This is a genomic window from Trinickia symbiotica (assembly GCF_003028655.1).
GTDB lineage: Bacteria > Pseudomonadota > Gammaproteobacteria > Burkholderiales > Burkholderiaceae > Trinickia > Trinickia symbiotica_A.
In genome coordinates this window covers 44,417-65,357 of record NZ_PYUC01000025.1, presented here as the reverse complement: position 1 = coordinate 65,357, position 20,941 = coordinate 44,417, and the positions used below count along the sequence as shown (strand labels likewise).

Genomic DNA, 20,941 nt, shown 5'->3' with positions numbered 1-20,941 from the left:
GTACGTCCGGCCTTCACCAGCTCGACCATGTGGGCCCGGAATTCCGCCGGGTATGGGGTACGATGCCTGCCCATTTCGACACCTCCTGATCAAAAGGATAGGTGTCCGTTTTTGCGGGTCAATCTCACGTCCAAGATCGCTCGCGTTCGCATCAGCGCGTCGCGCATCGACAACTTTTCTCGGTGGCGCAAATTACCCCGCGAGTGAAACGCGACCGCTCGCCCCTGATCCACCTCTTCGAGCACCTCGATCAATTCGACCTCAGACACGCATCGCTCAGCGAACAGAAATGCGGCATGGCGTGCGGCCTCAGGCGCCCCGCTTCGGCAAAGTATCGGGACCATGAGCTTCAACACTTAGCAACCTCGCAATGTCGTTGTCTACGATGTCATTGCAGCAAATCGCGCGTCAAAATACCGAAAAACTGTTGCCTGTGTGCCTAAAGAAACTGTCAATATTTGGCGTCTCTTTCGTCTACCAAGGCCGCGCGCGGCCGTACGCGAAACACCGGCGGCGCTCACCGCGTAACGGTTAAAGCTGGATTCAACAGCAATGATCACAAGCATAGAATGCTTACTTCCTATTGCACGCCCACCAGACGGTAGCCGACGCCCGTTTCGGTGATGATGTGCTCGGGCTGGGCCGGGTCGCGCTCCAGTTTCTGACGCAAATGTCCCATATAGATGCGCAGGTAGTGCGCGCTGTCCGTGCGCGCCGGCCCCCACACTTCCTGCAGCAATTGCCGATGCGTCAGCACGCGGCCGGCATGCCGAATCAGCGACACGAGCAGGCGATATTCGATCGGCGTGAGGTGTACCGCCTTTCCTTCGCGCTCGACCGTGCGTACCTCGAGATCGACGGCAACGTCGCCGAAGCATATCTTCGACATCAGCGATGTTCCCGCCGCGCTGCGGTTGTGTCTGCGCAACTGCGCGCGAATGCGCGCCATCAGTTCGGCGACGCCGAACGGTTTCGTCAGATAGTCGTCCGCACCCGCGTCCAACGCCGCAACTTTCTCATCCTCACGCGTGCGCGCCGAGAGCACAATGACGGGTATCGACGACCATTCGCGCAATTGCCGAATGACATCTGCTCCGTCCATGTCGGGCAGCCCGAGGTCGACGATGACAAGATCGGGCCTCGCGCTCGCCGCCAGGGCCAGCCCTCGCCGGCCGAGATCCGCATCGAGCACGCGCATTGCCTGACCCTCCACCGAGGCGTGCACGAAACGGCGGATATGGTTGTCGTCCTCGATCAGAAGGACGGTAATGGTGGATTCCGACATGGTCTATGCGCCGTCCGACGATGCGTTCAAATTGGCTCCTGAATCGCCCGCCGTCCTCCCCGGCGCAAAATCATCGCTACCGCGGGACTCCGGTTGCATGGCTGGCCCAGCTCGATCGAAATGGAGCGGTTGCTCGGCCTGCTCGATATCGAGCGGTGGCGTGTCAGGTGGAGTCTCGTCCGCTGGAACCGTGAACCAGAACGTCGCCCCGCGCACCGATCCGTCCGCGGAAACCCGGTTCGATGCGCCGATCTTGCCGCCATGCGCTTCGACGATCGCACGACAAATGGCCAGACCAAGACCGATGCCAGGCTTGGCCGATTCCCTGTCGCCCCGCGTGAACTTCTCGAATACGCGCGCCTCCATGCCGGCCGGCAAGCCGGGCCCGCTGTCATGCACCTCGACCTTGAGGTAGCGATGTTCGCCCTCGTCCACGAGCGTCGCGGCAATCACGATAGGCGAACCAGACGGCGTGTACTTCGATGCGTTTTCGAGGAGATTGGCAAAGAGTCTTTCCACAAGCACCGCGTCGAGCTGGACGAGCGGCAGGTCGGGCGGCACGCGGGTATGAATCCGCCGGCCTGCCAGCACGCGCCGGCAGGCGGCCACCGACGAGCCGACGACCTCTTCGATCGACGACCATTGGCGATTGAGCCGCATGCTGCCTTCCTGCAAGCGGGCCATATCGAGCAGGTTCGTGACAAGGCCCGTCATGCGCAGCGCTTCGTCATGGATGGCTTCGGCCAACTCGCGCGAACGCGCGCCGTTTGCCTCCACACCGCCCGCCTCCTCGGCCAGCATTGACGCGAAACCGACGATCGACGTCAACGGCGTGCGCAGGTCATGCGAGATGGCCGACAGCAGCGAGTTTCGCAATCGTTCGGACTCCATACTGACGAGCGCGTCCTGCGCGATTTCGACATAGTGGACTCGCTCAATCGCCAGTGCGATCTGCGCAGCAAACGTTTCGATCATGCGCCGCTGCTCCGGCACCTGAAGGTCTTCCATGCGCGGCGAAACGAGCGCAATGACGCCTCGCGTGCGCATCGGCGCCTTCAGTGGCAGGTAGAGCGCCGTCGCGGCGGGGAGCGTGTCCGTGCCGTGGCCGGCCGCCTTTTGCTGGTCATAGACCCACTGCGCGATGTCCCTGTCGATCTCGGCCTCATCGAGCGTCACGGCAGGATCCGGGTTTTCGATCTTCGGTCTTACCTTTTCCGTGCCGTCGGGCAACAGGATCGCTACGCGTGCCTGAAAAACCTCTGCCACGTGCCGCGAACCGATCTCGATGATCTGCACGGTCGCCAGCGCCGCGCCGAGCTCTCTCGTCATGGCGAACATCGCGCCCGTGCGGCGCTCGCGCAACGTCGCGATGCGCGCCTGCCTGCGCAGGCTCGTCGTCAGATGGCTGATCGTCAGCGACGTAGCGAGCATCACCACGAAGGTGAGCACATACTGCGTATCGGAAACGGTGAACGAGAGGCGCGGCGGCACGAAGAAAAAGTCGAACGACGCGACGCCGAGGAACGAAAACAGGACGCCAGGACCACGCCCGAGCCGCGCGGCCGTGAAGATCGTGCCAAGCAGGTAGAGCATCACGAGGTTCGTGAGCGAGATTCTGTCGAGCGCGGCACTGGCGACGATCGTGATGGCGGCGCAGACGCCGATCGCATAGGCATATGCTACGGGTTGCGAGCGACGCGCCTCGACACCGATCCCGGCAAAACGTGCCGCCGAATCGCGACGCTCCGCTTCCTCTCGTACGGCGCCTGAGTTCACGAGCGTCACGTCGATGTCACGTGCGGCATGAATCAGCCGCTCGGCCGTCGATCGCCGCAACCACGCGCGCCAACCCGACGAGGGCGAAGCCCCGACGACGAGCTTCGAGACGTTGCGCATGCCCGCATAGGCGATCAACGTTTGCGGCGCGTCCTCGCCCTGCAACGTTACGGTTTCCGCACCGAGCTCGGAGGCGAGCTTCAGGGCATCGAGCGTTCGCTTGCGGATGGGGTCGGGCAGCTGCTGCAGCTTCGGCGTCTCGACATACACTGCCAGCCAGTCGGCCTTAAGGCTTCCGGCAAGCCGTGCGGCCCCGCGCACGAGCGTCGCGCTCTCGGGCCCCGCGCCAACGCAGACGATGATGCGTTCGCGCGCCTGCCAGATCCGCTCAATCGACTGATCGGCGCGATACTCGCGCATCTGCGCGTCGACGCGATCGGCGGTGCGGCGCAAGGCGAGCTCGCGCAGTGCGATCAGGTTACCCTTGCGGAAGAAATTGCGCACCGCGTGCTCGGCCTGACGTGGCAGATAGACCTTGCCCTCGCGCAGGCGATCGAGCAACTCTTCAGCCGGCAAGTCGACGAGCGTGACTTCGTCGGCAAGATCGAACACGCGGTCCGGGACGGTTTCCCATACGCGAATCCCGGTGATCTGCCCGACGATATCGTTGAGGCTTTCCAGATGCTGAACGTTGACGGTGGTGTAGACGTCGATACCGGCGTCGAGCAGTTCATGCACGTCTTGCCATCGCTTCAGATGCCGCGAGCCCTGCACATTCGAGTGCGCGAGCTCGTCCACGAGAATGAGCTCGGGCTTGCGCGCAAGCGCGGCGTCCAGATTGAACTCAGAGAGCACGTGTCCGCGATACTCGATTCGAGCGGGCGGAAGAACCTCGAGCCCCTCGAGCAGCGCGAGCGTTTCCTTGCGGCCATGCGTTTCGGCGATGCCGACCACCACATCGATGCCTTCCTCGCGCCGGTTCCGTGCCGCCTGGAGCATCGCGTAGGTCTTGCCGACACCGGCCGAGGCGCCGAAGAAGACCTTGAGCCGCCCCCGGCGCTGCTTTTCTTCGTCGCGCTGGATTTTGTCGAGCAGCGCATCAGGATCGGGTCGTTCCATGGCGCGTTTCCCCTGGTAATCGACTCAGCCGAGTCACCGCCATACACACATGGTATGCCACTCTCGGCTGACTCTCCTTCCAGTCATCAATGCATCGGTTTGAGCTGATCAAGCGCCAGGTTCAGCTTCAGGACGTTAACCCGTGGCTCGCCAAGCACGCCGAATTGGCGCGCCGAGGTGTTTTGCGCGATCAGTTCTTCAACCTGCTCGCGCGTCAGGCCGCGCGCCTTCGCCACGCGCGCCGACTGATAGGCCGCTGCCGCGGGCGAGATGTCGGGGTCGAGGCCGCTGCCCGAAGACGTGACGAGATCGACGGGTACTGGCGCCGTATTCGTCGGATCGGCGTCGCGCAGTGCCGTGAGCCGACCCTTCACCTCCTCAGCGAGCGCGGGATTCGTTGGCCCGAGATTCGAGCCGCCCGAGTTCTGCGCGTTGTACGGATTCGGCGTGGTGGCCGAGAGCCGCCCCCAGAAGTAGTGCGGCGCGTCGAACTGCTGGCCGATCAACTCGGAGCCGACCGGCTTGCCGTCCTTCTCGATAAGGCTGCCGTTCGCCTGATGCGGAAACACAGCTTGGCCGATCGCGGTTACGACGACGGGGTAGACGATGCCCGTGATCACCGTCATCGCTGCAAACAATACCAGCACGGGTCGCAAAAGGTTTTTCATGATCGTTGAGAATCGGTGAAGTCAAGCCCAGCCCATCGCGGCGAGCGCCATGTCGATCAGCTTAATGAACGGGAACGGCAAAACGATGCCGCCGAGGCCATAGATCAGAAGATTGCGGCGTAACAGCGCGGCCGCTCCAAGCGCGCGGTACTTGACGCCCTTTAGCGCAAGCGGAATCAGGAACACTATGATGAGCGCATTGAAGATCACCGCCGACAAAATCGCGGAGCTCGGCGACGACAAATGCATGATGTCGAGCACGCGCAACTGCGGATAGGTCGTCGCAAACGCCGCTGGAATGATCGCGAAGTACTTCGCGACATCGTTGGCGATCGAGAACGTCGTCAGCGAGCCACGCGTCATCAGCATTTGCTTGCCGATCTCGACGATCTCGATGAGCTTCGTCGGGTTTGAATCGAGGTCGACCATGTTGCCCGCTTCCTTCGCAGCTTGCGTACCCGTGTTCATCGCCACGGCCACGTCGGCCTGCGCGAGTGCCGGAGCGTCGTTCGTACCGTCGCCCGTCATCGCGACCAGCCGCCCCTCGGCCTGGTGCGTGCGGATCATCGCCAGTTTCGCTTCAGGCGTCGCTTCGGCAAGGAAGTCGTCCACGCCGGCCTCCGCAGCAATGGCCGCCGCGGTGAGCCGGTTGTCGCCCGTGATCATCACGGTTTTGATGCCCATCTTGCGAAGCTCGGCAAAGCGCTCTTTGATGCCGCCCTTCACGATGTCCTTCAGTTCGATCACGCCGAGCACGCGCGCTGCGCCCTGCTCGGTGCCGTGTGCGCCCGGCTTGTCGGCCACGACGAGCGGCGTGCTGCCGCGGCGCGCGACATCGTCGACGAGCTTTTGCACTTCCTGCGGAAAGCGTCCGCCGTTTTCCTCGACGTAGCGGCGCACCGCCTCGGCGGCGCCCTTGCGGATCTCGCGATTCGGCAGGTCGACGCCGCTCATGCGCGTTTGCGCGGTAAAGCCGAGGAAATGCGCATGCAGTGAAGCCATGTCACGTTCGCGCATGTTGAAACGCTGCTTGGCCAGGACCACGATGCTGCGGCCTTCAGGTGTCTCATCGGCGAGGGACGACAGCTGAGCGGCGTCCGCCAGCGCCTCCTCCGTGACGAGCGGGGCTGGCAGGAACGTCGAGGCCTGACGATTGCCGAGCGTAATGGTGCCGGTCTTGTCAAGCAGCAGCACATCCACGTCGCCGGCCGCTTCAACGGCGCGCCCTGACGTGGCGATCACGTTCGCCTGCATCATTCGGCTCATTCCGGCGACACCGATGGCGGATAACAAGCCCCCGATCGTGGTCGGGATCAGGCAGACGAGGAGCGCGACGAGCACCGTAATCGTGACGACGTGGCCCAGCTTGACTGCGGCCACGGCAAAGATCGAGAACGGCAGCAGTGTAGCGGTTGCGAAGAGCAGCACGAGCGTCAGCGCGACGAGCAGGATCGTCAGCGCAATCTCGTTCGGCGTCTTCTGGCGCTTGGCACCTTCGACCATCGCGATCATACGATCGAGAAACGCTTCGCCCGGATTAACACTGACGCGCACGACGATCCAGTCGGACAGCACTCGTGTGCCGCCCGTCACGGACGAGAAGTCGCCGCCCGATTCGCGGATCACAGGTGCCGATTCGCCCGTAATCGCCGATTCATCGACCGATGCGACACCGTCGATCACCTCGCCGTCGGCCGGAATCGTGTCGCCGGCTTCGACGAGCACCACATCGTCCCTACGCAGCTCGGTCGACGCCGTGATGAGCACCGGCGACTTCGGATGCGGCTCGTTGAGTTTCTTCGCCACCACGTTGTGTTTGGCACTCCTCAACGAGGCGGCCTGCGCCTTCGAGCGCCCTTCGGCGAGCGCCTCGGCGAAGTTCGCAAAGAGCACTGTGAACCAGAGCCAGAGCGAGATGGCAAGGATGAAGCCTGCGGGTGCCTCTGCCTGGCCGATCAGCGCGGCGATCCAAAGGACCGTCGTCAAGATGCTGCCGAGATAGACGCAGAACATCACCGGATTGCGCAACTGGGTGCGCGGCGCGAGCTTCTTGAACGAATCGACGATCGCCGGCTTCACGAGCACGGGGTCGAACATCGAGCGTGCCGCGGTGCGCGCCTGCCCGAGATTGTCGGGACGATGAAGACGCGGTTGATTGGAAGTAGTCATGCTTTCCTCGAAATCAGTGACCCGAGATCATCATCAGATGCTCGACGACGGGGCCCAACGCCAGGGCCGGCACATAGGTCAGCGCACCGACGAGTACGAGCGTTCCTAGCAACAGGACCACGAAGAGCGGTCCATGCGTCGGCAGCGTGCCCGCCGTCGCGGCCAAGCGCTTCTTGTTGGCGAGCGAGCCCGCGATCGCCAGTACGGGCACGATCGTGCCGAAGCGGCCGAACCACATCGCGATGGCGAGCAGCACGTTATAGAAGGGCGTGTTCACGGACAGACCGGCAAATGCACTGCCGTTGTTATTGGCCGCCGAACTGAAGGCGTACAGAATTTCCGAGAAGCCGTGCGGACCGGGGTTCGCGATGCCCGCGGTGCCGAGCGGCGAAAGCACTCCGATCGAAGCGCCGACGAGCACGAGGAACGGCGTCAGCAGAATGGCGATCGAGACCATCTTCATCTCGAAGGACTCGATCTTCTTGCCCACGTACTCGGGGGTGCGTCCGATCATGAGTCCCGCCACAAAGACGGCGAGCAGCGCGAAGACGAGCATGCCGTAGAGCCCCGAGCCGACGCCGCCGAAAATGACTTCGCCGAGCTGGATCAGCAGCAGCGGCACGAAACCGCCCATCGGTGTCAGCGAGTCATGCATGTTGTTGACCGCGCCGCACGATGCCGCCGTCGTCGCTACCGTAAAGATGCCCGACTGAGCAATGCCGAAGCGGACCTCCTTACCCTCCGCGTTGCCTCCCGCCTGAAGCGCGGACGCGCTCTCATCGACGTGCAACGAAGCGAAGACCGGGTTACCCGCCTGCTCGGCGGAGATTTCGCCCCAGCATGCCACGGCGAACGCGATCGTCATGGCCGCAAGAACCGCGTATCCCTGACGGCGATCACCCACCATGCGGCCGAACACGACGCATAACCCAGCGGGAATGACGAGGATGGACAGGATCTGTACGAAATCGGAGAGCGGCGTCGGGTTCTCATAAGGATGCGCCGAGTTGGCATTAAAGAACCCGCCGCCATTCGTGCCGAGCATCTTGATCGCTTCTTGTGATGCGACCGGACCCATCGCGATGATCTGCTTGTCGGCCTTCACGTCCTGCATCACCGGATTGCCCTTGGCGTCTTTCACTGGATTGCCCTGGGCGTCTGTCTTCGGCACTTGATAGGTCGTCACCTGGACAGTGGAGACTTCCTGATAGGCCTTGAAGTTCTGGATGGCGCCCTGACTCACGAAAACCAGCGCTACCACGATCGATAATGGCGCGAGAATATAAAGCGTGATACGCGTCAAGTCGACCCAGAAGTTGCCGATCGTTTTCATGGTATGACGCGCAAAACCGCGAATCAGAGCGACCACCACTGCGATACCCGTCGCCGCCGACAGGAAGTTTTGCACGGTCAGGCCAGCCATCTGCGTCAGATAGCTGACCGTCGCCTCCGGCGTGTAGTCCTGCCAGTTCGTGTTCGTAATGAAGCTCACCGCCGTATCAAACGCGGCGTCAGGTGTCATTGGGCCGAACCCCTGCGGGTTCGCGGGCAGCCACTGTTGCAGGCGCAGGAAACCATAGACGACGAGCGCGCCAAGCGCGTTGAATAGCAGCACCGCGATCGCGTAATGCTTCCACGACATCTCCAATTGTGCGTCGATGCCGGCGATTTTGTAGAGGAAATGCTCGATCGGTCTGCCGATTTTGCGCACGACGACTGACGAGCCGTCGAGCACGGCCGTCATGTACCAGCCAAGCGGAATGGCGAGCGCAATCAGGACGACGATGAAGAGCACCGTCTGGAAAAGGTCGTTGGCATTCATTCAAGGTCCTCCGCACGCAGCAGGGCGTACACGAGGTAAGCGAGCAAAATCAACGTCGAGGCTCCGGCGAGCCACATCATCCATGCGATCACGGCCGACCTCCTGGCGCACGGCTGCGCAGTTTCTCGCAACCGGCGGCAAGTGCAATGGTGAGCCCGAGAAACACGGCGATGCCTACCATATAAACGAAGTCCATTCTTGTATTCTCCGTAGCGGATTTGGACAGCGTGAAGCATAGACGAGGCGGGATAAACGCCGCGATAAAAGCATAGGCAGCGATATAAAGAACGCGTAAAAATCGACGCTCGAAGCGTTTGTGGGGATCAGCGCACCACGCTCATCGTGAGCTCCTCGGCGAGCGGGCCGAGCGCGAGCGCAGAGCCGCGACGGGTGGAAGCATCGATACAAGGTCCGAGGCTGGCCGGTACGGATTGTCGTCGCCTGCGCGGCCATTGCGATCGCGGCGCCAGTGTTGATCGCCACCGGCGAATGGCTGCAATGCTCTTGTCCTCGGGCGTTTGTTCACCGAACGACGCGAGAGCGGCGAGCCGTTTCAGCTCGTTTTCGTCGGCGGTCCCGAGCGGAACGAAGGCGGACGCGCGGCGACTGCCAACCGTGATCGTGCCGGTTTTATCGAGCACGACGGTGTCGATGTCGCCCGCGCCACCATCTGGCCGGCGATGAACACGCCGATGATGAGCAACAGCAGCAGATCGATCATGCCGGCGCCTTTGCCCCCGAAGACGCAGTTGATCCACATCCCGATCATCGGCGAGAGGCCTGCGAGCGGATTGGGGCTGTCGTGCTTTCGCGAGGCCGAGGGCCTATGCCCAGCGGTGCCCCCGGTTCGGGATCAGAGCCTCGCGAGCGATCTGGATGTTACGGGGGCTGTTGGTCTCGGACCCGCCTGAGTGAGGCCGGGACGATCAGTCCCTGGCGGCCTGACCGTCTCGCCATCGCGCTGCGGTGAATCTACTGGCCTGCGGGATACGCAGGAAGTTCGTCATAACGCTTCACGCGGTAGACGACGAACGACGCCACCCACGCGAAAACGAATACGCCGATGATGATGAAGCCGAGATTATTGAAGTTGTCGTTGAGGGTGCCGATGACGTCCCAGAACGCCCCTTTCAGACTGAACTGGTCGGCAAGCAGACCGAGAGTCTCGATGCCGCCTATCAGCAATGCGACGACGACGGAGACCAGCGTGATCGTGAGGTTGTAGTAGAGCTTGCGGATGGGTCGCACGAAGGCCCAGTCGTAAGCGCCGAGCATCAGGATGCCGTCGGTTGTATCGACGAGCGACATGCCGGCTGCGAAGAGAACCGGAAACACCAGCACCACGCCCATCGACACTCCTTGCGCAGCTTGGCTCGCCGAAATGCCGAGCAGGCTCACCTCCGTCGCAGTGTCAAACCCGAGGCCGAACAGGAAGCCGAGTGGGAGCATCCACAACGGCTTTGAAACGAGACGGAACAACGGACCGAAGAGTCGGGCGAGTAATCCGCGACTGTTCAGCAGCAAGTCGAGGTCGTCATTGTCGTAGGGTTCGCCGCGGCGGACGTTGTCGAACGCCCGCCACACGCCGCGCAGGATGACGGTGTTCATCGCCGCGATGAGAAACAGAAAGAGCGCAGATACGCTCGTGGAGATGACGCCGCCAAGAGATTTCCATGCGTCGATACGGCTTTCCAGGGCGGCGGCTGTCGCGGCCACGGCAGCCGAAACCAGCAGGACCACAGCGGAGTGGCCGATCGCAAAGAAGAAACCGACCGTGACGGGACGCTGGCCGTCCTGCATCAGCTTGCGCGTGACGTTGTCGATGGCGGCAATATGGTCGGCATCGACCGCATGGCGCAAGCCGAAGCCGTAAGCGAGCAGACCGGTGCCGAGCAGCAGAGGGTGCGCATGAAAGGCGATGAACGCCCAGATCCAAGCGCCGATATTGAAGACCGCGAGAACGAAGTAAATGCCGGCGATGCGGCGGCTGAGCGCTCCCGGAGCGGAAGCGATTTTCAGAACGGTGGACATGTGATAGATCCTGAGGTCGGGCTGTCCTTGCAACGGGCGACACAAACATAGTGGCGCTTGCGCACCGGGACACCCCGCCCGTTGCGGCTGCTTGGACCTCGGTTGATGGCAGGTCTCCTGGCTTGCGGGTCGCAGCCCGATGCCGACCTTCCCAGTTGCCCAGTGGTCAAGAATGGCACAGACTCGCCGCTTACAGTTGCGGGGGCAGCCGCAGACTCGAAGCGTCGCCGCTTCTCTACTGCGTTCCCTTTTGATCCCGTCGCCGGGAACCATCAGGGCGCAAGCGTACCGATTTGGGATGTGGTCAGTCAAGCACTATGGCGACTCAGCCTGAGTAGCTGGCGCGATGCATTCTTTCGCAGCTAACAATCCGCAACGAACTTGCATTCGTCTTGCATTCTTCCTACGCCAAGCGTTCACGGCGTGCATTTCAAATGTCGCAAAATCCGAATCTTGAGGGCACCCCGAAACTGAATCGCCCTATGCGGGCTCCCGGCGGACGGTCATGAACGCTTGCGGATCCGCAAACGGGTCGGTATCAGCGCCGTCACTCCTGGCACAGTAGCGTCACACCGGTCGCACGGCGCTGGTTCTTCTATATCACAATAGCTGTTGCGGTTATTGGCCCTTGCTTTCGAGTGCGACGGCAAGCGCTTCTAGCTGCCCGAGCATCCATTGCTGGAAGGTCTTGCCGGCCGGCTGAGTTTCGGTGACGCTGACTCTCGGCACGCCCGAGCTCTGCGCGAGCTTGAGCATGCGCTTGCTCAGCGCCCCGGTTGCCTGGCTGTTGTAAATCAAGACGCGCACGCGCTTGTTGCGCAAGTCGCGCTCGAACGCGGCGATGTCGGAGGCGCTCGGTTCCGTGTCGTTTATCACAGCGAGCTGGAAGCGCGGATTGCGCATCTCGAAGCCGATCGCATCGGCCATGTAGCCGAAAACGGGCTCGGTGGCTGTGACGGGCACCCCTTTATAGCGCTGGCGCAGCGCAGCAACCTTGTTGTCGATCGGTTTCAGCGAGTCAAGGAACTTCGCGAGGTTCGCGTCGTAGTCGGCCTTGTGGGGCGGATCGGCAGTTACGAGCGAGGCGCCGACCGCGCGTGCGACAGCCGGCATCGTCGCCGGGTCGTACCACAGATGCGGGTTGTCGCCGCTCTTTTTGCCGACGAGGCTCGCGGCGACAATGGTCGTGCGCTTCTCGGTCTTCGTGGCGGCAAGGAGCTTATCCATCCAAGGATCGTAGTCGGCGCCGTTGTAAACCACGAGGCTCGCATGCTGTAACGCGCGGGCCGTCTTCGGGCTTGCTTCGAACAGATGCGGATCCTGGTCCGGGTTGCTTAGGATGCTGGTCACGTCGACGTGCCCGCCGCCGAGTTGCTTCACGACATCGCCATAAAAATTTTCGGCTGCGACGACCGGGATGCGTGCTTGCGCGAGCGCAGTGCCAGCGAATACGAGTGCCGTGGCGCCGGCCACTACGAACTTCGACAGTTTCCGCGCGTGGCGTGCGATGCCTTCGAACGACTCGATTGTGTTCATTACTTGCTCCTATGCTTTCTTGTAGCGCGACGAACGCCGCGCATCAGGTTGGATCCTAGGGATCAAAAAACAGGGCACATCGCTCAATCCACATTGAAGTGCACACGCACGTCCTGGTGGCTCTCCACCGGGTGCCCCGCTTCGGTTGCCGGAACGAAACGCCATTCATGCAGCGTCGTCATCAATATTTGGTTGAGCCGCGCGTTCGGTGTGGCCTTGATCAGCTCGACGTCGAACGTTCCGTCCGCGTGAATCACAAAGCGCGCGATTGCAACGAATTGATAGCCTTCTTCCCGCATATCGTCGGGCAGTTCGGGCAGCGGCTGTGCGATGAGGCGGGCGGGCCCGCTTGCCAGCGCGTCCGAACGGCCCGCTGTCGGTCGCTCTGTGGCTGAAGGCGACGGCGCGCTTGTGCTCGAAAGCGCGTCAGCCGCTTCCGCCGAGCGCTGCGACGCGGCGGGCTTCGGGGGAGGCGGCGGCTGCTGGACCGTTTCGGGCGTGCGAGGTGGGACAGGCGCGGCGCTCTTCGGCACCGGCATCCGCACAACGTCGGCTCGGCGTGGCACGACATGCGTGGGTCTTACCGCCGCACGAGCAGCTGGTTGCGGCGCCGTTTTCTGTGGCTTCGCGTTTGTGCTATTCGCGGCAGTGCTTGATTGGTTATTCGGCTGGTGCCATTCGACGAGCCGCACATCGAGCGGTTCATTCCGGTGCGCGACCGGTTCGCTTGCCGAGAGCAGCCATCGCGCGTGCGAGAGGAAGAATGCCCACGCCGCCGCGGCGAGCAACGTCGCACCGGCGAGTCGCCACGCGCTGCTGCGACGTTTCGCGGCAAGCGAAACCAATCGCCTATTCACGATGGACAGCAACGAGAAAATGCCTGGCGCCAGCTTTTCGCGCCCCGAGCATGGCTTGAACGACGATGCCGTGCGATGCGCCGTCATCGGCGGCCACCACGAGGTTACCGTCAGGGCCGATGAAGCGCTTCAAGCTGCCACTGATTTCTTCGAGCGCGACCGGCTGCCGATTGATATAGATCTGATTGGCGCGATCGACCGATAGCGCCACCGGCCGGTCCGCCGGCATCTGCTGCGCTTGCCCGCGCGGCAAATCGATGCGGACCGAGTCGAGGCGATGCATCGCAAGCGACGTCAACATGAACGTCGCGAGCAGGAAGAACATCACGTCGATCATCGGAATGATCTCGATGCGCCCGCGCTTCGAAACACGGGAACGGCGCAGCTTCATGATCGCCCACCAGCGTCGCCGGTCTCGCGAGCAAGACGAATCTCGCTGAGCCGTTCGTTCGCGAACGATTCAATCTCGTCCATCAGCCGGTCGACGCGCCGCGAAAAGTAGTTGAACGCGAAGAGCGCGACGAGCGCGATGATTAAACCGATCGCCGTGGCGACAAGCGCCTGCGCGACGCCGCCCGACACGCCGACCGGGCTCACGAGACCGTCGCCGCCGATCAGCCGGAACGAGCGCATCATACCGACGATCGTCCCCAGCAGGCCGATCAGCGGGGCGGCTGTCACGATCGTTTCGAGCAGCCAGAGGCCGCGGCTCATGTCGCGCTCGATTCTCGTCGCTGCCGTTTCGATTCGCGCTTCGGTTCGCCAAAGCGGCGCCTCGTCGTGATCGGAGAGAAGCGCGTCGATGCGGCTCAAAAGATGTCTTTCCGGCAGCGTGCGGGCGGCCGAGCGGGTCGTTCCGTTCCCACCGTTTCCGCCATTCCCATTTTCGCTCGACAGCAAGAACGCTTCCGGAATGCGCGTATAACGCCAGAAGACATACGCACGGTCGATCATGATGGTCAACGCCGCGATGGCGAGCACGCTGAGCGGATAGACGACCCAGCCACCCGCACGCACCGCTTCGGTGAAACCAGTCCAGTCGTTCATGAGATTTTTGCTCCGGGAGATGCCTTAGAAGTGCTTCGTGATGCCCGCGTAGATCGCGCGTTGCGGGCCGTACTGCGGCGCCTGTACGCCGATGCCGGAGCCGTCGCGCAACTCGTAGACGCTGTTGAACGCGTTGATGAGCACGAGCCGGCCATCGAACTTGCCGATGAGCGGTGCGTTGAAATGCTCGATCACGCCGAGGTTGAGCTGCCAATACCACGGCAGCTTGTCGGTATTGGCAAAGCCGCTACGCAAACCGCTGCCGACGATGCCGTCGAGCGTGAACTTCGTTCTGCCGAGCGCATAGGCACCGCCGAACGAGGCTGTGACGCGCTGATTGTGATCGAGATAGATCCAGTTGCCCGCGGCGTACGCAAGCTCATCAGTGCCGAAGTTGAACTGCGCGGACTCAATGTTCTTGCCCTGCGCGCGGCTCCAGGCGACGTTCGCATAGGCCGAGATATTCTCGTGCTTGTAGTTCGCCGTGAGCTCAAGGCCATAGACGCGGCCGTACTGGTAGTTGAAGGCCGTATAGATGCGTGCGGTTCCGAATTGGCCTTCATCGATGAGGTCACGCGCGATCTTATAGTACGCATCGAGGCCGAGCGTGAGGTCAGACGTGACGCGCTGCGAGATGCCGATATCGAAGTAGTGGCTGCGCTCAGGCTTCACCGGATCGTTTTGCGAGTTCGCTGCTTGATTCGTCGTGCCGTTGAAGAGACCGATCGTCGAATCGGACACGAGCTCCATAGGCGGTGGCGTGAAATAGCGCGCGTAGCCCGCATGTAGCGTCGTTGCATTGGTCGGCTGATAAACGAGCCCAATACGCGGACTCAATTGCCCTGCTTGAACGAATTCGTCCACGCGATCGTAGCGCACGCCGTAATTCAACGTCAGCTTGCTCGTAACCTTCCACTCGTCTTGCAGATAAAGCCCATAGAGGTAACCGGTCCTGCTGTTCGAATCGTTGATCGTAAACGACTGATCCGAAAGCTGATTGCCGTTCGTGTCGACGGGGAACACCGCCACGCTGTTGTTGAAACTGGCGTGTTCCTGCTCGAACATGATCCCCGCGCGGACGGTATGCTTGTCGCCGAGCCGGTACGTCGTATCGGCCTGCAGCCCGTTGGCCTGATTGCTGTGAAAGTCGCTCGACGCGACCCCGTTGAAGATCAGATCGCCCACCCGATCGGGGTTGAACTGCGTGCGCGTATAGCGTGTGTAAAGCGCGACCTGATAGTCGAGCGCGGCGCCGTTCGTGCCCTGCAAGGCGACGACGGCAAAGTTGTTGAGTTCGGACTGCGTTTCGCCGAGGTTCGCCGAATTGAATGCAGGCGTCCCGTTCAACGTGAAGACGGGTGTCAATCCTGGCGTATTCGGAATTTGAAAGTGATTGGCCACGGCGCCGAACATGACGCTGACTCGCGTGAGCGGGTCGACCATGTACGACAGATAGCCGAAGCCGTTACCCTGGTGCGTGTGATCGTGCAGCGGATTGGCGTCGGAAGTGGGCGCTTCGATGCCCAGATTGTTTTCGCCGAGCGTGCCCGTGAAGTAATAGCTGAGCGGACCACTCGAGCCGAAGACTTCACCGCTCGTCTGGATGGTTTGATGGCTGCCGCCGTAGACATCGATCGTGCCGCCGTTGCCCGCGTTGCCCTCCTTCGTGCGAATGTCGACGATGCCCGCCGTCCGGTCGCCGTACTGTGCGGGCAACGCACCGGTTACGAGGTTGACCTGATCGATGATCCGCGAATCGAACGATTGGCCGAAACCGCTGATCGGCTCCGGGATCATGATTCCGTCGATTCGATATTGCAGATTCGCATGCTCGCCGCGCACGTGCAGTTGCCCATACGAATCGTTCGCTACGCCGGGCGCCTGAAGCAAGACTTGATTCAGCGGTGTGTTTGCCCCCTGCGGCATGGTGTCGATATCAGATTGCGTGATCCGGTAGACGCTGCTCCCCACTTCGGGCAGCAGTCCGTTGCGGGCGCGCGATCGAGGCGCTTCGCGTTGACGGTGACGTCGAGGCTCGTTGCATCACCCTGCTGGGTATTTGCATTCGAGGGCATTGTCCGGCCTTGCGTGCCGCTGGCGGCATCGGCCGCCGCGGCCTGCGCATGAGCGACCAGCGTGTGCGACCACAGAAGCTGCGCGACCACCACCGCGCAGGCTCGGGCTATGCGTGAGCGTTCCATCTTCCTCTTCTCGTTGTGCTTTGAATGGGGGGAAGCCCCTTACGTCGAGCGCTTTTCCGGCAATCCCGCACGACGCTCGACGCAGATTGGCAATGATATAACGTATCACTATGGGCGCGAGATGATATAACGTATCAACTGAGGTCGCAAGAACCTGTGGTCAAGAACCTGTGGTCATGGGGGCTGCGGTTTCCCGCGGCCTCTTCGACGCGGGGAGCGGATGGTGGCTTCGTGCTTTTCGCGGAGGAATCACGCGCTTTCGTCGATTCGTAGCAACCTGCCGGCGTTGGCGATCACGACGAACGTGCCGACGTTGTGCAAAATAGCCACCCACACCGCGCTCAACGGCCCTGCCGCCGCGAGTGCGATGACCCCGACCGTCCAGGCGAGGCCAATCGCGGCGTTAATCGTTGCGGTGCGCCTGCATCGCCTGCCTAAACGGATACATGTCGCGATGCGCCGCAGATCGTCGCTGAGCAGTACGACATCGGCAGAAGCCACCGCGATGTCGATACCGCGCTCGCCCATCGCGATGCTGGTCGCACCCGCCTTGATCGCGAGCAGATCGTTGAGGCCATCTCCGACGACGAGCGGACGATGGCCCGCTTTCATTTCCTGCGTGACGAAATCGAGCTTGTCGTGTGGCAAGGCCTGTGACACCACTGTCTCGATTCCGACCTCGACCGCGCGCCGCCTGGCCACTGGCGCGCGATCCCCCGTCAGGAGCGCTTGGCGCGCCAGCCCCAGCGTGCGCAGATCGGCGAGCGCATCGCGCGCTTCGGCGCGCAGGGCATCAGCAAACGCGAACCACGCGAGCAGCTTTCCGTTCAGGGCGAGGCCCACGCAAGGCCCGTCGACGTGCTCGGGAGGTGGCGGCAAGCCCTCGACATGCTGCTCGAGCAGCGCTTGACGGCCGAGCACGGCGACGCCTGCCGGCGTGTCACTCAGGACTCCGAGCCCGCGCAACTCACGAGTGTGCTCGAAAGGCTCGCGATCGAGGCTGGACGGCGCCACTGCCGAGGCATAGCGCACGAGAGCCCGACTCACGGGATGCGCACTGCTTTCGCCAAGCCGAGCAGCGAGTTCGACCACACGCGCCGAATCGACGCCTGGCTGCAAGAGCAGTTCCGCAACATGCAGCTCGCCGTACGTCAGCGTACCGGTCTTGTCGATCACAAGGGAATCGATTTCTGCGAGCTTGTCGAGAAACGCAGCACTCCTAAACAAAATGCCGTGCCGTGCGCCGACGGCGATACCCGCAATGGCCGTCGCTGGCGCCGCGAGCACCAGCGCGCACGGACACGCCGCAACGATGATGGCCAACATCGTCATCGCGTTCGAAGATGTGAACCAGACGATCGCCGCGATCACGAGGACGAGTGTCAAATAGCCGCCCATGTACCGTTCAAGAACCTGCGTGATCGGCGGCTTCGCTCGCTCGGCGCGTTGCATGAGCTCGATGATCTTGCCAAGCGTCGATTGCTTTCCCGCATGCGTGACCTCGATACGCAGCGGCCCATCGAGGTTCATCGCTCCACCGAACACGGCACTTCCTTCGCTCGCGTCGAGCGGCACCGATTCGCCGGTAATTGGCCCATTGTCGACGCTCGACACTCCGTGCCGCACGACACCGTCCGCCGGAATACGCGCACCGGCCACCACTTCGACGAGGTCACCGGCACATAGCGACTCGTACGGCACCTCCTCGACAATGCCAGCGGCGTTCACCCGGCGCACGTTGCCCGAAGTTAGCCGTGCCAGCGCCCGAATCGCCTCTTGCGAGCCGAGCACGCTGCGCTCTTCCAGTGCATGGCCGAACGTCATCACGATCGGCAGCAGCGCCGCCGTCCTCATATCGCCTGTCGCCCATGCGGCGAGAATCGCCAACGCAATCAGGCGATCCGTCACGCCATGCAGGCTGGGGCGTTGGAGACTTATCCACGCACTCGCAAAGACGGGGCCCGCGACGATCAGCGACGCCAATCCCGCAAGCACCTGCGAAACCGACTCTTGCGTCGCGCCCAGGTATTCCGATGCAAACGACAACGCAAGCAGTCCGCCCGCGATCAGTGCAAGAGCGATTCGCCGGGTCACGGCACGGCGTTCGGCCGCCGATAGCGCGATCGACGTAGCTTTTTCCGGTGGCGCCGCTTGCTCGTCGGCTACCCGTTCCAGGATCGGCTCGACCTCGGTGCTCATCGAATATTCCCAGGCAAGATCAGATGCGACGCGTCATGCGGATCGATCGTCGTCACGTGAGCCGCTTTCGCGAGAATCCGCTGGATGCGATCGCGATAGGCGCGTGCGGTCAGTCCGGGATCGCCATGACCTTGCAGCGGGACCTCGAGCTGCTGGATGACGGCCGTGCTGGCTTGAGCCGTGGCGACGCGCTCGGCCCCGCTTGCCCGCGCATCCTCGGCGATCCGGTCGGCGCTTTGCTGCGCCTCCTGTCTTCTGTGCTCGGCCGCCGTACGAGCTTCCGCGATATCGCGCTCGGCTTGCTGCAAAGACGTCAGCACGGAGTTGAACGCATCTGCCGCCGCTGCGGGGAACGCAGCTTGCACGTCGACGCGCGATACGTCCACTCCGAGTCCCGCATGCTCCGCCTCGAGCGCACGCAAATGCTGCTCAATCGCCTGCGCAAGGTCGTCGCGCAATCGCTCTCGCTCAAGTGCCATCGTTTGATCCGAGCGCAGCGCTTCAGGGCGCGCGACAAGAATCGCGTCGAGATCGCGCCCCACCACGATCTCTACGGCCGAAGCCGAAACGATCCGCTCAAGCGCCGCGTCGAGCCGGTCCTTCTGCAAGATATAGGCATACGGATCGGCAACGCGGTAATACAACGTCGCGCTCAATTGCACGACGCCGTTGTCACCCGTGAGCAGGTAGCCGGAGCCGGCCAACGCATCGGGCAACAAGCCACTGTCGGTTGCCGTCGTGTTACCGGTCTGTGCATTGGCATCGGGCGATGCATCATCGCCCGGCTCAGTTGCCGGTCCCATCCGTGAATCCTGCAACGCGTCGGCACTTCTCGCCGGATCGGCAGCGCGTGCCCGCGGGTCGCGCTCGAGCGACTGAATCTGCAGCGCGAGCACGCTCGCCCCGCCCGGCACGAGCGCTACGCTCTCGAACGGGCGCGGCCACGCGATCACGAGACCGGCATCCTGTGTCCGCACGAATGCACCGAAACGCGTGACGACAGCACGGCTATCGGCGGGGATGCGGCGCACGTTCGACGTGCCCCACGCAAGCGCCGCAAGCGCCGCGAGTGCGACGATGAACCAGAAAGTCAAGCGTACTGCCTGCGCGCCGGGCCCTAGCTGCGACGTATTCGCATCGGAGCTCATGGTCTATGCCCGGCTCGCTTGGTTGCCGGCGATGCGCCCGCCGTCGCAGGCGCCTGCGGCGTATCGGCGCCCAACGGGCCTCGAACGAGCACGCTGAACGGTGCGGCATCGGCGCGCAAGACCAAATTGGTGTTTGCATTGATGACCGAATCGAGCGTGTCCAGCGAACGCAGCATCGTATAAAGCTGCGGATTGCCGGCGTAGGCTTTGCCGTATATCGCCGCCGCATCCTTGCGCGAAGCCGCTTCGATGTTGGCGGCTTCGACTGTCGCGTCGGCCACTTTGATTCTGGCTTCGCGGTCCGCGTCCGAGCGAATCTGCGCCGCTTCGCGCTTGCCATCCGCCATGCGCTGCGCAGCGACCGTTTCGCGCTCGGCGCTCATACGCTCGACAGTGGCAGCAAGCGTCACCGCAGGCAGCGTCAAGCGCTCGAGTCCGACTTGAACGACCTGAACCCCGTAAGCCGCGTGCAGTTGCGCGTCAATCTGGCGGCGCAATGCGTCCTCGAAATCGGCGATCCGCACCTTTCCCGGATCGGTGTTCACGAGTGAGCGAAGCTCAAAGCCGGCAGAGGTCGTCTGCAACGCAGAGCCAACGAGCGAGCGGATCTGTCGCGCGGCTTCATCGGGCTCGTTACGCACGGCGCGCACGAAGCGGCCGACGTCGTCGGGATCGGCCCCGACGCGCCAGGCCACATAGGCCTGAACGATGATTCTCGAGCCGTCGCGCGTGCCAACATCCTGCAGGCCACTTGAGGTCGTATGCAAGCGCAGATCGACGGGCATCGCGGCTTCGATCGGCGCAGGCAACCGCCACGCGAGACCAGGATCGAGCAGCACGCGAACGGGCTGGCCAAAGCGCGTCACGACAGTGGCTTCGCCTGCGCGTACCTGAATGAAGCTCGCCACAGCTGCTGCAATGACGACACATAGCAATGCAATGGCCACGCGCAGACGGAAACGGTTGCCGCCCGACGGGGCGCCCCGGTGCTCGTGCGCATCGTGCTCGCGATCATGAGCCTGACCGTGCGAATGGGAATGGGCGTCCCAGAAGCTCACGGCCTCACCTCGCTTCCGGCTGCCG

At 62.7% G+C, this 20,941-nt stretch carries 17 protein-coding genes, 2 pseudogenes and 1 riboswitch; all 19 genes and pseudogenes read right to left on the bottom strand.

The features are described from left to right. Positions 1-128: 128 nt before the first annotated feature. Positions 129-344: pseudogene (locus C9I57_RS33875) on the bottom strand (universal stress protein); the annotation flags it as partial. Between the two features lie 236 nt (positions 345-580). Continuing rightward, positions 581-1,285: a response regulator gene (locus C9I57_RS30590; protein WP_107154263.1), complete on the bottom strand. Its 705-nt coding sequence runs from the start codon at positions 1,283-1,285 to the stop codon at positions 581-583. A 3-nt stretch (positions 1,286-1,288) separates the two neighbouring features. Then, the gene (locus C9I57_RS30585) at positions 1,289-4,180 is read right to left on the bottom strand and encodes a sensor histidine kinase (RefSeq protein WP_107154262.1); all 2,892 of its coding nucleotides are present in this window, start codon (positions 4,178-4,180) and stop codon (positions 1,289-1,291) included. Between the two features lie 86 nt (positions 4,181-4,266). Next, positions 4,267-4,848, bottom strand: coding sequence for a potassium-transporting ATPase subunit KdpC (gene kdpC / locus C9I57_RS30580; protein WP_107154261.1), 582 nt, complete (start codon positions 4,846-4,848; stop codon positions 4,267-4,269). Positions 4,849-4,869: 21 nt separating this feature from the next. Further along, the gene (gene kdpB / locus C9I57_RS30575; RefSeq protein WP_107154260.1) at positions 4,870-7,017 is read right to left on the bottom strand and encodes a potassium-transporting ATPase subunit KdpB; all 2,148 of its coding nucleotides are present in this window, start codon (positions 7,015-7,017) and stop codon (positions 4,870-4,872) included. 13 nt (positions 7,018-7,030) lie between these two features. After that, positions 7,031-8,839, bottom strand: coding sequence for a potassium-transporting ATPase subunit KdpA (gene kdpA, locus C9I57_RS30570; RefSeq protein ID WP_107154259.1), 1,809 nt, complete (start codon positions 8,837-8,839; stop codon positions 7,031-7,033). After that, entirely contained in the window at positions 8,836-8,928 is a 93-nt protein-coding gene (kdpF, locus tag C9I57_RS30565) for a K(+)-transporting ATPase subunit F (RefSeq protein WP_107154267.1), read from the bottom strand. The genes kdpA and kdpF overlap by 4 nt, the downstream gene beginning before the upstream one ends. Next, complete coding sequence (locus C9I57_RS33870) at positions 8,928-9,035, bottom strand: potassium ABC transporter ATPase (RefSeq protein WP_440130259.1); 108 nt, start codon at positions 9,033-9,035, stop codon at positions 8,928-8,930. The genes kdpF and C9I57_RS33870 overlap by 1 nt, the downstream gene beginning before the upstream one ends. 127 nt (positions 9,036-9,162) lie before the next feature. Then, on the bottom strand, positions 9,163-9,480 hold the full coding sequence (locus tag C9I57_RS32940) for a hypothetical protein (protein ID WP_181322015.1): 318 nt from the start codon (positions 9,478-9,480) through the stop codon (positions 9,163-9,165). Further along, positions 9,393-9,599, bottom strand: coding sequence for a potassium-transporting ATPase subunit KdpA (locus C9I57_RS33525; protein ID WP_258187912.1), 207 nt, complete (start codon positions 9,597-9,599; stop codon positions 9,393-9,395). The genes C9I57_RS32940 and C9I57_RS33525 overlap by 88 nt, the downstream gene beginning before the upstream one ends. A 212-nt stretch (positions 9,600-9,811) precedes the next feature. Beyond that, positions 9,812-10,870: a HoxN/HupN/NixA family nickel/cobalt transporter gene (locus C9I57_RS30550; RefSeq protein ID WP_107154258.1), complete on the bottom strand. Its 1,059-nt coding sequence runs from the start codon at positions 10,868-10,870 to the stop codon at positions 9,812-9,814. 90 nt (positions 10,871-10,960) lie between these two features. Next, positions 10,961-11,158, bottom strand: a riboswitch (cobalamin riboswitch). Positions 11,159-11,488: 330 nt separating this feature from the next. Next, positions 11,489-12,406 carry a metal ABC transporter solute-binding protein gene (locus C9I57_RS30545; RefSeq protein WP_107154257.1) on the bottom strand — a complete coding sequence of 306 codons (918 nt, stop codon included), beginning with the start codon at positions 12,404-12,406 and terminating at the stop codon, positions 11,489-11,491. Between the two features lie 83 nt (positions 12,407-12,489). Beyond that, positions 12,490-13,263, bottom strand: a complete 774-nt coding sequence (locus C9I57_RS33520; protein ID WP_258187911.1) for an energy transducer TonB — start codon at positions 13,261-13,263, stop codon at positions 12,490-12,492. Then, the gene (locus tag C9I57_RS30535) at positions 13,256-13,654 is read right to left on the bottom strand and encodes an ExbD/TolR family protein (protein WP_107154256.1); all 399 of its coding nucleotides are present in this window, start codon (positions 13,652-13,654) and stop codon (positions 13,256-13,258) included. The genes C9I57_RS33520 and C9I57_RS30535 overlap by 8 nt, the downstream gene beginning before the upstream one ends. Continuing rightward, positions 13,651-14,310 carry a MotA/TolQ/ExbB proton channel family protein gene (locus C9I57_RS30530; RefSeq protein WP_107154255.1) on the bottom strand — a complete coding sequence of 220 codons (660 nt, stop codon included), beginning with the start codon at positions 14,308-14,310 and terminating at the stop codon, positions 13,651-13,653. The genes C9I57_RS30535 and C9I57_RS30530 overlap by 4 nt, the downstream gene beginning before the upstream one ends. A gap of 24 nt (positions 14,311-14,334) precedes the next feature. After that, a pseudogene (locus C9I57_RS30525) lies at positions 14,335-16,511 on the bottom strand (TonB-dependent receptor). Between the two features lie 249 nt (positions 16,512-16,760). Beyond that, positions 16,761-18,710: a heavy metal translocating P-type ATPase gene (locus tag C9I57_RS30520; protein ID WP_107154254.1), complete on the bottom strand. Its 1,950-nt coding sequence runs from the start codon at positions 18,708-18,710 to the stop codon at positions 16,761-16,763. Beyond that, a complete protein-coding gene (locus C9I57_RS30515; protein ID WP_107154253.1) occupies positions 18,707-19,858 on the bottom strand; it encodes an SPFH domain-containing protein in 1,152 nt (383 codons plus the stop codon). The genes C9I57_RS30520 and C9I57_RS30515 overlap by 4 nt, the downstream gene beginning before the upstream one ends. Beyond that, a complete protein-coding gene (gene hflC / locus C9I57_RS30510) occupies positions 19,855-20,916 on the bottom strand; it encodes a protease modulator HflC (protein WP_107154252.1) in 1,062 nt (353 codons plus the stop codon). The genes C9I57_RS30515 and hflC overlap by 4 nt, the downstream gene beginning before the upstream one ends. Positions 20,917-20,941 lie beyond the last annotated feature (25 nt).

Coding starts and splice junctions, on each gene's coding strand:
- C9I57_RS30590 (WP_107154263.1), bottom strand. CDS start 1,285: ATGTCGGAATCCACCATTACCGTCCTTCTGATCGAGGACGACAACCAT.
- C9I57_RS30585 (WP_107154262.1), bottom strand. CDS start 4,180: ATGGAACGACCCGATCCTGATGCGCTGCTCGACAAAATCCAGCGCGAC.
- kdpC (WP_107154261.1), bottom strand. CDS start 4,848: ATGAAAAACCTTTTGCGACCCGTGCTGGTATTGTTTGCAGCGATGACG.
- kdpB (WP_107154260.1), bottom strand. CDS start 7,017: ATGACTACTTCCAATCAACCGCGTCTTCATCGTCCCGACAATCTCGGG.
- kdpA (WP_107154259.1), bottom strand. CDS start 8,839: ATGAATGCCAACGACCTTTTCCAGACGGTGCTCTTCATCGTCGTCCTG.
- C9I57_RS33870 (WP_440130259.1), bottom strand. CDS start 9,035: ATGGACTTCGTTTATATGGTAGGCATCGCCGTGTTTCTCGGGCTCACC.
- C9I57_RS33525 (WP_258187912.1), bottom strand. CDS start 9,599: ATGTGGATCAACTGCGTCTTCGGGGGCAAAGGCGCCGGCATGATCGAT.
- C9I57_RS30550 (WP_107154258.1), bottom strand. CDS start 10,870: ATGTCCACCGTTCTGAAAATCGCTTCCGCTCCGGGAGCGCTCAGCCGC.
- C9I57_RS30545 (WP_107154257.1), bottom strand. CDS start 12,406: ATGAACACAATCGAGTCGTTCGAAGGCATCGCACGCCACGCGCGGAAA.
- C9I57_RS30535 (WP_107154256.1), bottom strand. CDS start 13,654: ATGAAGCTGCGCCGTTCCCGTGTTTCGAAGCGCGGGCGCATCGAGATC.
- C9I57_RS30530 (WP_107154255.1), bottom strand. CDS start 14,310: ATGAACGACTGGACTGGTTTCACCGAAGCGGTGCGTGCGGGTGGCTGG.
- C9I57_RS30520 (WP_107154254.1), bottom strand. CDS start 18,710: ATGAGCACCGAGGTCGAGCCGATCCTGGAACGGGTAGCCGACGAGCAA.
- C9I57_RS30515 (WP_107154253.1), bottom strand. CDS start 19,858: ATGAGCTCCGATGCGAATACGTCGCAGCTAGGGCCCGGCGCGCAGGCA.